General features: G+C 46.4%; 13 protein-coding genes. 7 read left to right on the forward strand and 6 right to left on the reverse strand.

Features of this window, described 5'->3' with window-relative positions:
* Positions 1-8: 8 nt before the first annotated feature.
* From accC to DXE33_RS10275, 5 genes are all read right to left on the reverse strand, one after another.
* Positions 9-1,373 carry an acetyl-CoA carboxylase biotin carboxylase subunit gene (accC, locus tag DXE33_RS08975; RefSeq protein WP_114639561.1) on the reverse strand — a complete coding sequence of 455 codons (1,365 nt, stop codon included), beginning with the start codon at positions 1,371-1,373 and terminating at the stop codon, positions 9-11.
* Positions 1,374-1,420: 47 nt separating this feature from the next.
* Complete coding sequence (accB, locus tag DXE33_RS08980; protein ID WP_114639562.1) at positions 1,421-1,885, reverse strand: acetyl-CoA carboxylase biotin carboxyl carrier protein; 465 nt, start codon at positions 1,883-1,885, stop codon at positions 1,421-1,423.
* Positions 1,886-1,920: 35 nt separating this feature from the next.
* Positions 1,921-2,370 (reverse strand): type II 3-dehydroquinate dehydratase, encoded by a 450-nt coding sequence (gene aroQ / locus DXE33_RS08985; RefSeq protein ID WP_114639563.1) that lies wholly within the window; start codon positions 2,368-2,370, stop codon positions 1,921-1,923.
* Between the two features lie 414 nt (positions 2,371-2,784).
* Entirely contained in the window at positions 2,785-2,910 is a 126-nt protein-coding gene (locus DXE33_RS10270) for a thioredoxin domain-containing protein (RefSeq protein WP_231970458.1), read from the reverse strand.
* A 5-nt stretch (positions 2,911-2,915) separates the two neighbouring features.
* Positions 2,916-3,146 carry a TlpA family protein disulfide reductase gene (locus DXE33_RS10275; protein ID WP_231970459.1) on the reverse strand — a complete coding sequence of 77 codons (231 nt, stop codon included), beginning with the start codon at positions 3,144-3,146 and terminating at the stop codon, positions 2,916-2,918.
* A gap of 26 nt (positions 3,147-3,172) precedes the next feature.
* On the opposite strand from DXE33_RS10275, the gene mpl reads away from it, so the two are divergent.
* The 6 genes from mpl to mtgA are packed head-to-tail and all read left to right on the forward strand — an operon-like array spanning position 3,173 to position 9,955.
* Positions 3,173-4,570, forward strand: a complete 1,398-nt coding sequence (gene mpl, locus DXE33_RS08995) for a UDP-N-acetylmuramate:L-alanyl-gamma-D-glutamyl-meso-diaminopimelate ligase (protein ID WP_114639564.1) — start codon at positions 3,173-3,175, stop codon at positions 4,568-4,570.
* Between the two features lie 43 nt (positions 4,571-4,613).
* Positions 4,614-5,348 (forward strand): 3-oxoacyl-ACP reductase FabG, encoded by a 735-nt coding sequence (fabG, locus tag DXE33_RS09000; RefSeq protein ID WP_114639565.1) that lies wholly within the window; start codon positions 4,614-4,616, stop codon positions 5,346-5,348.
* Between the two features lie 2 nt (positions 5,349-5,350).
* Entirely contained in the window at positions 5,351-7,360 is a 2,010-nt protein-coding gene (locus DXE33_RS09005) for a ribonuclease catalytic domain-containing protein (RefSeq protein ID WP_114639566.1), read from the forward strand.
* A complete protein-coding gene (locus DXE33_RS09010; protein ID WP_114639567.1) occupies positions 7,344-8,240 on the forward strand; it encodes an energy transducer TonB family protein in 897 nt (298 codons plus the stop codon). The genes DXE33_RS09005 and DXE33_RS09010 overlap by 17 nt, the downstream gene beginning before the upstream one ends.
* Before the next feature lie 45 nt (positions 8,241-8,285).
* Positions 8,286-9,191, forward strand: a complete 906-nt coding sequence (gene aroE, locus DXE33_RS09015) for a shikimate dehydrogenase (RefSeq protein WP_114639568.1) — start codon at positions 8,286-8,288, stop codon at positions 9,189-9,191.
* A gap of 20 nt (positions 9,192-9,211) precedes the next feature.
* Positions 9,212-9,955 carry a monofunctional biosynthetic peptidoglycan transglycosylase gene (mtgA, locus tag DXE33_RS09020; protein WP_114639569.1) on the forward strand — a complete coding sequence of 248 codons (744 nt, stop codon included), beginning with the start codon at positions 9,212-9,214 and terminating at the stop codon, positions 9,953-9,955.
* Here the strand turns inward: mtgA and pyrF are convergent.
* Positions 9,948-10,787: an orotidine-5'-phosphate decarboxylase gene (pyrF, locus tag DXE33_RS09025; RefSeq protein WP_114639570.1), complete on the reverse strand. Its 840-nt coding sequence runs from the start codon at positions 10,785-10,787 to the stop codon at positions 9,948-9,950. The genes mtgA and pyrF overlap by 8 nt on opposite strands.
* Positions 10,788-10,861: 74 nt before the next feature.
* Here pyrF and corA point away from each other — a divergent pair, with 74 nt between their 5' ends.
* A complete protein-coding gene (gene corA, locus DXE33_RS09030; protein ID WP_114639571.1) occupies positions 10,862-11,827 on the forward strand; it encodes a magnesium/cobalt transporter CorA in 966 nt (321 codons plus the stop codon).
* The last annotated feature ends 5 nt before the right edge of the window (positions 11,828-11,832 follow it).

An 11,832-nucleotide genomic window follows, 5' to 3' on the forward strand; every position in this document is an offset into this window, starting at 1 on the left:
CGCATTAATTAAGATTTTCCGCGGCTCGCTGCCTGCTCTTCTAGGCGGTGCTCCAGATAATGAATGCTGGTGCCACCTTCCATGAAGTTGGGGTCGAGCATCAATTCGCGATGGAGCGGTATGTTGGTGGTGATGCCATCAATCACCATCTCAGAAAGAGCAATTTGCATCCGACGAATTGCTTGTTCGCGTGTATTGCCATAAGCAATTAGTTTACCAATCATGGAGTCGTAATTTGAAGGCACCATGTAGCCGCTATAAGCGTGTGAATCAACGCGAATGCCAGGACCGCCAGGCATGTGGAATGAACCAATGCGGCCAGGACTTGGAGTGAATTTGAATGGATCTTCGGCGTTTAAGCGGCACTCAATAGCATGGCCACGGAAAATAATATCTTTTTGGCGGTAACTTAACTTCAGGCCAGCCGCGATACGAATTTGCTCTTGAACGATATCAACCCCAGTAATCATTTCGGTTACAGGGTGCTCCACCTGAACGCGGGTATTCATCTCAATGAAGAAGAATTCACCATTCTCATAGAGAAATTCAAATGTACCTGCACCGCGATAGCCAATTTTTCTACATGCTTCTGCGCAACGCTCGCCAATTTTGGCGATCAGGCGACGATCAATACCAGGCGCTGGAGCTTCTTCAATCACTTTTTGATGGCGGCGTTGTATGGAGCAATCGCGTTCGCCCAACCAAATTGCATTCCCGTGAGTGTCGGCCAAAATTTGGATCTCTACGTGGCGAGGTTTTTCTAAAAACTTCTCCATATAGACTTCTGGATTGCCAAAAGCACGACCCGCTTCTTCGCGCGTCATATTGACCGCATTGATAAGATGCGCTTCAGTGTGAACAACACGCATTCCGCGGCCACCACCACCGCCGGCTGCTTTAATGATGACTGGATAGCCAACCCTCTTGGCTGTAGCAATAATTTCTTTCGGATCATCTGGTAAGGCGCCTTCCGACCCAGGAACGCAAGGTACGCCCGCTTTAATCATGGCGCGCTTCGCGGAGACTTTGTCGCCCATCAAGCGTATCGATTCTGCACGCGGACCAATAAAAGCAAAGCCGGATTTTTCTACACGCTCGGCAAAATCAGCGTTTTCAGAGAGAAAGCCATAACCCGGATGAATTGCTTCTGCGTCTGTGACCTCTGCAGCAGAAATAATGGCAGGCATATTGAGATAGCTCTGCGGTGATGGTGCTGGCCCAATACAAACAGCCTCATCTGCAAGCTTTACATACTTAGCTTCTTTATCGGCAGTGGAATACACCACCACAGTTTTGATTCCCAACTCGCGACATGCGCGTTGGATACGGAGAGCAATTTCTCCCCGATTGGCGATCAGAATCTTATCGAACATGTCGGCTCTGAGTTAATTTAATGAGTGGAAAGGGGTGCTAAGAAAATTTATGCAATGACAAATAGAGGCTGATCAAACTCAACGCCTTGGCCGTTTTCGCAAAGGATTTCTTTAATAACACCATCTTTTTCTGATTCGATTTCATTGAGTAACTTCATGGCCTCAATGATGCAAAGGGTTTGACCAACTTTGACGGTATCGCCGATGTTGACGAAATTTGGCGACTCTGGGTTTGGAGCGCGGTAGAAGGTGCCTACCATTGGTGAGCGTGCTACAAATCCAGACTCCACCGCAGGTGCTTCAGTCGCTGGTGCTGCTACAGCGGCCGGTACTACAGGGGAGGCTTGCATCATAGGTGCAGGAGCAGGGTTGGCGTAGACGACTTGTCCTGCGGGTGCTGGAGAGACTGCATTCACAATACGAACACGGTCCTCGCTTTCATTCACTTCTAGTTCAGAGATGCCTGATTCAGAAACTAGATCAATCAAGGTTTTGAGTTTTCTTAGATCCATTTAAGTACGTCCTCTCTTGAAATTCTTTCAATAAATTATTTTTGTAAACGGGCAATGGCAGCTTGTAGTGCTAGCTCGTAGCCAATTGCCCCTAGGCCACAAATGACACCAGTGGCGATATCGGATAAGTAGGAATGCCTACGAAATTCTTCGCGCTGATGAATGTTTGATAAATGTACTTCTGTAAAAGGAATGGCAACTCCGGCTAGCGCATCCCGAAGGGCAACACTAGTGTGTGTAAATGCGCCTGGATTGATGATGATGAAATTCACCCCATCTTTTTTAGCCTGTTGAATACGATCAATCAACTCGCCTTCATGGTTACTCTGATAAGTATCTAGTTCCACCGATTGGGCATTTGCAAGCTCACCCAGTCTATTGTGGATGTCTTGCATAGTAGTTTTGCCATAAACCTCTGGCTCACGAGTTCCCAATAGGTTTAGGTTTGGGCCTTGAATCACGAGAATTGAAGCTTTTTTCGACATAGATCCCTATTTTTAAAAGCAGTTAGGTGTCAATTGTTTAATTTGGCTGTTAGCCACCTGCGTACATCTTGCTTCACTTGTTATGGAGGGAAGTATACCTTTTTCGAGTTTGTATTAGGTTAAAAATTGGATTCTGAAGTTAAATTTTCACTACTCTTTTAAGCGCAAATATTGGAAATTAATGAGTTCAATGTCTTTTATTCGTGTATCAAAGAGTATGGTAATTTATCTGATTATTTGTTAAAAAACGCTATAAACTTTTATTTATAGCGTTTTTGATGTCATCTTCATTTATTTTTCCTAATTTTGTATAAATGGACTTGCCCTGAGGATTAATGATCACAGTGCAGGGTAGGGCTCCTTGAGTGTTTCCCATTTGTTTAGCAATATTGCTACCCTCCAGACCGCCAATCACTATCGGGTAGGAAACAGGGTTTTTTCCAGAAATTCACGTATGTTAGACGGTGAATCGATACCGATACCAACAATTAATACATTTTTATCTGCGTATTGCTGAGAGATTTTGTTTAAGGCGGGCATTTCCTCTACGCAGGGGGGCGCCAGGATGCCCAAAAATTCACAACGAGGATTTTGTTACGCCAATTTTCGGAATTTGCTGCTTTGCCATCTGCGGTTTGCCAAGAATTGCCAAAAAATGCCTTGATTGAGGGGTCACTCGCTAGCCCAGTTTGAGATATCCAGCGCGATGACACTACGCCAGCGAGAAGCGCAAGAATACAAACAGCGCCAGCAATAATCCATTGTCTTCGGTTCAAGGCAACTCCTTCGCTAAAATTCGCAGATGCATATACATATCTTGGGCATTTGCGGTACTTTTATGGGCGGCATTGCTGCAATCGCTCGGCAGGCCGGACATCGTGTTACGGGTTGTGACGCCAACGTTTATCCCCCAATGAGTACTCAACTTGAGGCTCAAGGTATCGAGCTGATCGAGGGATTTTCGCCAGACCAATTATTACAGTTTGAGACCATGCCTGATTTATTCGTGATTGGCAATGTGGTTTCTCGAGGCAACCCTCTGATGGAGGCTATTCTTAATCAAGGGTTGCCCTATATTTCTGGTCCCCAATGGCTTGGTGAGCAAGTTTTATATGAACGTCATGTTCTAGCGGTTGCTGGCACGCATGGGAAAACCACCACCTCTGCAATGCTCGCCTGGATTTTGGAATTCAATGGTTATAAGCCGGGCTATTTAATTGGCGGAGTGCCACTGAATTTCACTGTGTCAGCCCGCTTAGGCGAGAGTCAATATTTTGTGATCGAGGCTGATGAATATGACACTGCTTTTTTTGATAAACGCAGTAAGTTTGTTCACTACAGACCACGTACCGCTTTATTGAATAATTTGGAGTTTGATCACGCAGATATTTTTGCTGATCTCGCGGCGATTGAAACCCAGTTCCACCATTTGGTGCGTATTGTCCCAAGCGACGGTCTGTTAGTGGTGAATGGTGAGGAGCCAGCCTTAGAGCGGGTTGTCGCACGCGGCGCCTGGGCCCCAGTAGAACGTTTTGGTCATGATGACGCTAATGAGTGGTCCTTGGTTTCGCAAGAGGATGATGGCTTTATTGTGCTTAAAGCTGCCAAGGATGTAGCGATCGTCAAGTGGGCGCCAGATTCAGGTGTGATGGGGCGACATAATCAACTCAATGCTTTGGCCGCTATTGCGAGCGCAAATCACATTGGTATCTCACCAGAAAATGCTGCGCGAGCTTTGGCTGAATTTAAGAATGTGAAACGCCGTTTGGAAACCATAGGTATTGCAAATGAGATCACTATTTACGATGACTTTGCTCATCATCCAACTGCCATTACGACAACGGTTGATGGCCTTCGTCGCCGGGTAGGTAAGGCCCGCATATTGGCAGTCTTAGAGCCACGTTCGAATACGATGAAGTTGGGGGTTATGAAAGCGCAATTGCCGGACAGCCTGCAAAAAGCCGATCTGGTGTTTGCTTATGGTGCTAATAGCGGTAAAGAGTCTTTGGGTTGGGACTTGGCAGAGGTGTTATCACCCCTGAACTCCAAGATTGCTGCTAAGGCCCATGCTTTTGATGATCTCAACGTACTTGTCAGTGCTGTTGCTCAGGCGGCTAAGCCTGGTGATCATATCCTCGTAATGAGTAATGGTGGTTTTGGCGGAGTACATCAAAAAATATTACAAGCGATCACTGTTTAATGTGGTCTAAGCTAACTAAGTGAATACATTCTGAGAGTACATCATGAGCAATCGATTGAAAGATAAGGTAGCAATTATTACTGGTGCAGCAAAAGGAATTGGTTTTGCAACTGCACAACGTTTTGCGCAGGAAGGTGCGAAGGTCATCATTGCAGATATGAATTCTGAGGCAGTGCAAGCTGCGGCTGAGCTGATTCCTCATTCTGAAGCCCATGCAATGAATGTAACTGATCGCGCCAGTATTCAAGCGGTGGTGGACGAGATCATACAAAAACATGGTCAGATAGACATTTTAATTAACAATGCAGGCATTACTCAGGATGCTCGATTAATTAAGATGACGGAAGCGCAGTTTGATACCGTGATAGATGTCAACCTTAAGGGCGTCTTTAATTGCACGCAATTAGTTGTGCCACATATGCTAGAGGCGGGCTCTGGCGCCATCGTCAATGCCTCAAGTGTGGTGGGTTTATATGGCAACTTTGGACAAACAAACTATTCAGCAACTAAGTTTGGTGTTATTGGGTTTACCAAGACTTGGGCTCGTGAGTTAGGTCCAAAGGGCATTCGTGTAAACGCAGTCTGTCCAGGTTTTATTGCTACTGAAATGGTGAAGGCAATGCCAGCAAATATCTTGCAAGACATTGAGCGCAGAAGTTGGCTTGGCCGCCTTGGTACCCCTGAAGAAATGGCTAATGTGTATTTATTCTTGGCTAGCGATGAAGCAAGCTATGTCAATGGAGTGGCATTAGAAGCTAGCGGCGGGATATCCCTCTAAGCATGAATCTAGTCTATGAAGAAGGTGGTGATATCAAAATCGCTACAGTGCAGTCTGCATCTGGTTCGGGAGATGCTGAGTCATGGCATGCCACGAGTCTTTCTGGGAAAAAGATTAAGTTAAAAGCTAAAGAAGTGTGGTTGCGCTTTGCACAGCCAGAAGCCCAATCTGTGATGGATGAAGCAAATACTTTATCCAAAGATATCGATCTGCAATTGCTCTGGGATTGCGCACCTGAAGAAGAGTTTGCGCTAGCAGATGTCTCGCAAGAATATTTTGGGTCGCAATCGAGCGTTTCTCAGCAGGTAGCTCTGGCTATTGCTTTACAGGGCGCACCAGTTTTCTTTCGCCGCAAAGGACGCGGCCGTTTCCAGCGTGCTCCCTTAGAGCAATTACAAGCCGGTCTTGCTGCGCTTGAGCGAAAACAAAAAGAATTAGAACAGCAATCGGCTTGGCAAGCAGAATTGGTTGCTGGAGCTTTCCCGCAGACGCTCAAATCATCGGCCAATCAACTACTTTTTTCACCCGACAAAAATACAACTGCCTATAAAGCCTTAGTGGCAGCCTGTACCGAAACTGGAGAATCTCCTGCGCAGTTGATGATTCGTTGCGGCGCAATCGATTCACCATTGGCATATCACCAAGGAATGTTTCTGAAGGCGCATTTTCCAAATGGCGCTACTCATCAGGAGATCGGGGTTGATCAGGCTGCTTATGCTGCTGCAGTTGCCGGGTTGCCATTAGCGCAAGTCCAAGCATTTTCAATTGATGACTCCGGCACCACAGAGATTGATGACGCGCTATCAGTCACCGAATTGCCTGATGGCGGCCATCAGATTGGCATTCACATTGCAGCGCCAGGTTTGGCAATTTCAAAAGATGACCCCTTAGATCAAGTAGCTCGCAGCCGTATGTCTACGGTGTATTTCCCGGGCGACAAAATTACGATGTTGCCTGACTCGGTAATTGAGCAGTTCTCGCTTGATGAAGGAGCTCCAAGGCCTGCGCTATCGATTTATGTTGATCTAGATGCCGATGGCTTGGTGAAAAGAGGGTCATTACAAATGCGTACTGAGATGGTGCCGATGGCAGCCAATTTGCGCCTTGAAGATATTGAGCATCTTGTGAGTGAAGAGAGTTTGGCCGATGAGGGCGCAAATTATCCGTATCGCAAAGAGTTAGTAATTTTGTGGCGCTCGGCAAAGTTATTGCATGCAGGACGCCAAGAAAAGCGAATTGCAAATGGTCTTCGTGCTGAGCAGCTAGGTGTGATTGACCCCAATGCTTTGGCACGTGACTTTCATTTTCAAATCAAAGATGTTGATGATGTGCAGCGTGTTGAGATTGTTCCGTGTCAACGCGGATCAATTTTAGATACCGTGGTTGCTGAGTGGATGATTTTTTGTAATAGCGCCTCTGGTCAACTGCTTGCCGATCATGGTCTACCAGGGCTTTTTAGAACTCAAAAGGGTTGGGGCCCATTGCGTACGCGTATGCAAACTACCCCAGGACCCCACGAGGGTCTAGGCTTAGATTACTACGCTTGGTGCACTTCTCCTTTACGCAGATACTCGGATTTGGTAAATCAATGGCAATTGATTGCGCTTGCCAAGCATGGTGTTACTGCCAAGATGGTTGCTCCATTTCCGCCGCGTGATGCGGGTTTGATGGGAATTGCTGCCGATTTTGAAACTTGCTATCAAGCTTATGGTGAATATCAGGATCGTCTAGAAAAGTATTGGTGCTTGCGTTGGATTTGTCAGGATGAAGGCTTTAAGAGTGTTCACATGCGACATCTTAAAGAGGGTATGTCGAGAGTAGAGCCTATACCTCTGCACTTAGCTGTGCCAGAATTGGCGAGCCATCCCAGAATGACACGTGCGCAAGTCGAGATCTCTGATGTTGACTTGTTGCAACTGACTGCCGCAGTTCGGGTTCTTGACATTGAGACTAAGATAGATCAAGACGTCAAAACGCCAGATAGCTCTGAAGAAGATGTTAGCCCAGATTAAATCGCTCGAATGTCCGCGCTCTGACAAATGGTGTAGAGCAATACTCTATTTACAGCACGCTTGGCAACGTCATCCATTTCGTCTAGCGCTTTGTGCCTCACTGCTGATCCATGTTGTGTTCTTGTCCTTCCGCTGGGGTGTGGGGGAGATTCAAAACCGGCGCCTCAATACACCCCTCAGCGTAGTCTTGGTCAATGCCAGCAATAAAGCACCGCTAAAACAAGCCAACAAATTAGCGCAGGCTGATTTACAAGGCGGCGGTAATACACCGGATCAAGATGCCACTGCTTTGCATCGAGCCAGGTTGGGTGCCCAGGCGCGTCTAGAGGTTTTGGAGAAACAACAAAAGCAGATGTTGGCAAAGCTAGATGAGCAGCGAGCTCGTTCTAGCGGCCGTAAAAGTGGTGATGAGCAAAAAGCAGCATCCCAACTCAATTCTCTGGAGGCTGAGTTGGTCAAACGCTTTCAGGCTGATGGACGTGAGCCACGACGTAAGGTAATAACGGGTACCAATACTAAGGCAGTGAGTTTTGCGCATTACTACGATGCCATGCGGCAAAAAATCGAAGCCTATGGCAGCGCATTTTTCCCGCGTGCTAATGGCCGACCGCTTTATGGAAGCTTGATTATTGTGGTGAGTGTGGATTCACAGGGAAAAATTACCAATAATGCTCAAGGCAAAGATGGGTTATCGATCGGACGCAGCTCTGGCAACCCTGAGTTAGATCGTCAGGCATTGGCTATTGTTCGGGCGTCAGCTCCATTTGGTCCCTTCCCATCAGAAATGCGCAATCAGATCGATGTTTTGGATTGGGTTTCTACTTTCGAGTTCACACGAGACGGTGATGATCGCTTGGAATTAAAGCAAGTAAAGCATTAATCATTTTTAGAAATTGATCACAATTTGCCTTATTCTCTAAGCAATATGAACCCAGATAATTCCAGCGACCTCCATACTGATCCAAGCCAATATCCCGGCCTGGATGTCTATGCAGTTGCTGGTAATCCAATCTCCCATAGTAAGTCACCATTAATCCATGAGCAGTTTGCAAAACAGGCAAAACAAGCTATGTACTATGGCCGCTTGCAACCCGAGCTGGGATCTTTTGCGCAGGCTGCTAATACATTCTTTGCAGCAGGCGGTAAGGGTTTGAATGTCACAGTACCTTTTAAGTTGGATGCACAAGCGCTTGCTGCTGTTGTCAGTCCAAGGGCGCAACTGGCTGGTGCGGTCAATACTTTATGGTGTGAAGATGGCAAGATTATTGGTGATAACACCGATGGCGCTGGTTTAGTGCGTGATTTATTGGCGCAAGGCATTGCGCTTCACAGTGCGCGTATTTTGTTATTGGGAGCTGGCGGTGCTGCTCGAGGAGTTATAGGGCCTTTGTTAGAGCGGTCGCCTAAATGCATTGTGATTGCCAATCGCTCACCTGCTAAAGCAGATGAGTTAGTAAAGCTTTTTGCAAACTTGGCAGCCGCTAATGAGGTTTCATTAGAGTCTCGCACCTTGGCGGATCTAGAAGATTCGGAAAAGTCACCATATCCTTTTGAATTGGTGATTAATGCCACTGCAGCGGGACTCTCGGATGCATCACCCTTGAGTAGATTGGCGGTAAATAATATTTTTACGCCAAGTTCATTTGCGTATGACATGGTTTATGGCAAAACTACAGCGTTTATGCAGCAAGCCTTGCAAAGGGGCGCCAGAATTAGTGATGGATTGGGAATGTTGGTGGAACAAGCTGCCGATGCCTTCTTGCTGTGGCGTGGCGCTCAGCTAGCTTCAGCAATTGATCCGCGCGCCGTTCTATCTCAATTACGCAGCTAGCCCTTTTAACTCTCTTAGTAATGCGCTGGCTCGCTTACCCCATTAAATGTCTCTTTTGTGGTTTGCTGGCTATGCAGACCTATTTTGCAATTCAAATCCTTTTGTGGATCAGCCTAGATCCAATTAGTACGGCCTTTCAGAGAGCTGAGCAGTGGCGTCTCTGTTCTTGGCATTGGTCATGCTCGGTGCAATCGAAATGGACCCCTTACGACAAGATTTCCAATAATCTCAAGCGGGCCGTACTGGTCAGTGAGGACGATATTTTTTTTCAGCACAAAGGTGTGCGTGTCGAAGATATGCAAAAAGCCTGGGAAAAGAATCAGGAAAAGATGCAGTCAAAAAATAAAGCTAAAACTGCTTTAAGAGGTGGTTCCACGATTACACAACAGCTTGCTAAAAATTTATTTTTATCTTCAGAGCAAAATTATTTTCGTAAAGGCCAAGAGCTAATCATCACTGGTTTATTGGAATTCATACTGACTAAGCAAAGATTATTTGAGATTTATCTCAATTCAGTGGAGTGGGGCGAAGGTATTTTCGGAATTGGTGCTGCTGCCTCACATTATTACGGTATTAGTCCTGCCGCATTAGATCTTGAGCAATCTGCAGCCTTAGCATCTGCTTTGCCTGCGCCAAAATGTTTTGACAAAGAGAAATATTGCCGCAGGGGGAGTATTAATTACTCTGTCCGCCAAGAATTTATTTTAGAAAACATGGGGCGCGTGGCTTTGGCGCCTATACCAATACCTAAAAAAGCTAAGTAGCGGCTTTTAGCGCATCGCGTGTGCTCAGCGCAACTTTTCTGGCTGCCTGAGCAAAATCACTTCCTGAGCTGGCATACAAAATTGCTCTAGATGAGTTGATGATCATGCCTGTGCCGGGTTTTCCCGCGATGCTACCTGCCTTAACAGTTGCTTCAATGTCACCACCTTGTGCGCCAATGCCGGGGATCAGTAATGGCATATTACCCACAATGGCGCGCACCTTGGCAATTTCTTCGGGGAAGGTTGCGCCAACTACAAGACTAATTTGACCGCTGACATTCCATTGAGTGGCAGCCAGCTTAGCTACATGTAAATACAGAGGCTCACCACTGGGCGATACATTCAGAAACTGCAAGTCTGATCCCCCTGGGTTAGAGGTGCGGCATAGAACAATGACCCCTTTGCCACTATGTTTCAGGTAAGGCTCGATGGTGTCAAAACCCATGTAGGGATTGACGGTAATTGCATCTGCCCCATAACGTTCAAACGCCTCAAGGGCGTAATGGTCTGCAGTGCTACCAATATCTCCCCGCTTGGAATCGAGGATGACTGGAATGTGAGGGTATTTATTTTTTAGGTGGGCAATGAGCTTCTCAAGTTGAGCTTCCGCCCTTTGCGACGCAAAGTAGGCAAACTGAGGCTTAAATGAGCAAACTAAATCTGCCGTCGCATCAGCAATATCACGGCAGAACTCAAAGATCCCCTCGGGCTTACCTTGAAGGGCTGTAGGCAAGCGTTTCGGGTCGGGGTCAAAACCAACGCACAGCATGCTGCCTTGGGAAGCCCATGCAGACTGGAGTTGCTGGTTAAAGGTATTTGAGCGAGAGTTCATTGGGTTTGGATTTATTTTAGTGAAACTGTCATGGTCTATAGGATAAACTAGCGCACATTCCCTAGGAGTTCACCATGATCAACTTGTTCGTCCTGCAAAATGGCCGCCTCTCTCAAGAGCAAGTCGAAGATCGCAATGAATTATTGCAATATGCCAATCCTATCTGGATTGATGTGGTTGATCCAGAGGAAGAAGAGCTTATTTGGATTAAAGAGGCATTTGGTGTGCTTTTGCCTGAGCTCGATGACTTGGGTGACTTGGAGGCTTCCGCTCGCTACTTTGAGGCCGATGACGGCCATCTCCATATTCGTACTGACTTCCTCCTGGATGAAGAAGAAACCTCTCGTAACGTTCGAGTTGCTTTCGTGCTCACTAAGCAAGTCTTGTTTTCTATTCATGATGAAGATTTGCCCGTATTCCGCTTAATGCGTTTGCGTGCGCGTTTGCGTCCAGGCTCGGTAAGTAATGCAAAAGATGTGTTGCTTGACCTATACTCAACCGATGCCGAGTATTCCGCTGATGCCTTAGAAGAGGTCTATGAAAATTTGGAGCAGGCTGGCAAACGTGTTCTCTCAGACAACATTAATGATGCTGATGCTGCTGAGGTTTTAGAGACTATTGCAACTGAAGAAGACACCAACGGGCGCATTCGACGTAATGTAATGGATACCCGGAGAGCCTTATCTTTTTTGATGCGCAGTAAACTTCTCTCAGATGAGCAGCAGGAAGAGGCCCGTCAAATTTTGCGCGATATTGATTCTTTAGAGAATCACACTGCTTTCTTATTCGATAAGATTAACTTCTTAATGGATGCCACAGTGGGTTTCATTAATCTGAACCAATCCAAAATTATTAAGATCTTCTCGGTGGTATCTGTCGCCTTAATGCCGCCTACCTTGTTGGCGAGTATTTGGGGAATGAACTATAAGCATATGCCAGAGCTCGATGCGACTTGGGGTTATCCCATGGCGATTATCGCAATGATTATTTCAGCGATCATTCCATTATGGTACTTCCATCACAAAGGCTGGATGAAGTAATGCAT

Source organism: Polynucleobacter necessarius (assembly GCF_900096765.1).
Lineage (GTDB): Bacteria > Pseudomonadota > Gammaproteobacteria > Burkholderiales > Burkholderiaceae > Polynucleobacter > Polynucleobacter necessarius_F.

Excerpts from the sequence above, each read along its gene's own strand:
- mpl (WP_114639564.1), top strand. The coding sequence starts at position 3,173 with ATGCATATACATATCTTGGGCATTTGCGGTACTTTTATGGGCGGCATT.
- DXE33_RS09005 (WP_114639566.1), top strand. The coding sequence starts at position 5,351 with ATGAATCTAGTCTATGAAGAAGGTGGTGATATCAAAATCGCTACAGTG.
- DXE33_RS10270 (WP_231970458.1), bottom strand. The coding sequence starts at position 2,910 with ATGCCCGCCTTAAACAAAATCTCTCAGCAATACGCAGATAAAAATGTA.
- DXE33_RS09010 (WP_114639567.1), top strand. The coding sequence starts at position 7,344 with ATGTTAGCCCAGATTAAATCGCTCGAATGTCCGCGCTCTGACAAATGG.
- accB (WP_114639562.1), bottom strand. The coding sequence starts at position 1,885 with ATGGATCTAAGAAAACTCAAAACCTTGATTGATCTAGTTTCTGAATCA.
- aroQ (WP_114639563.1), bottom strand. The coding sequence starts at position 2,370 with ATGTCGAAAAAAGCTTCAATTCTCGTGATTCAAGGCCCAAACCTAAAC.
- aroE (WP_114639568.1), top strand. The coding sequence starts at position 8,286 with ATGAACCCAGATAATTCCAGCGACCTCCATACTGATCCAAGCCAATAT.
- fabG (WP_114639565.1), top strand. The coding sequence starts at position 4,614 with ATGAGCAATCGATTGAAAGATAAGGTAGCAATTATTACTGGTGCAGCA.
- accC (WP_114639561.1), bottom strand. The coding sequence starts at position 1,373 with ATGTTCGATAAGATTCTGATCGCCAATCGGGGAGAAATTGCTCTCCGT.
- corA (WP_114639571.1), top strand. The coding sequence starts at position 10,862 with ATGATCAACTTGTTCGTCCTGCAAAATGGCCGCCTCTCTCAAGAGCAA.
- mtgA (WP_114639569.1), top strand. The coding sequence starts at position 9,212 with ATGCGCTGGCTCGCTTACCCCATTAAATGTCTCTTTTGTGGTTTGCTG.
- pyrF (WP_114639570.1), bottom strand. The coding sequence starts at position 10,787 with ATGAACTCTCGCTCAAATACCTTTAACCAGCAACTCCAGTCTGCATGG.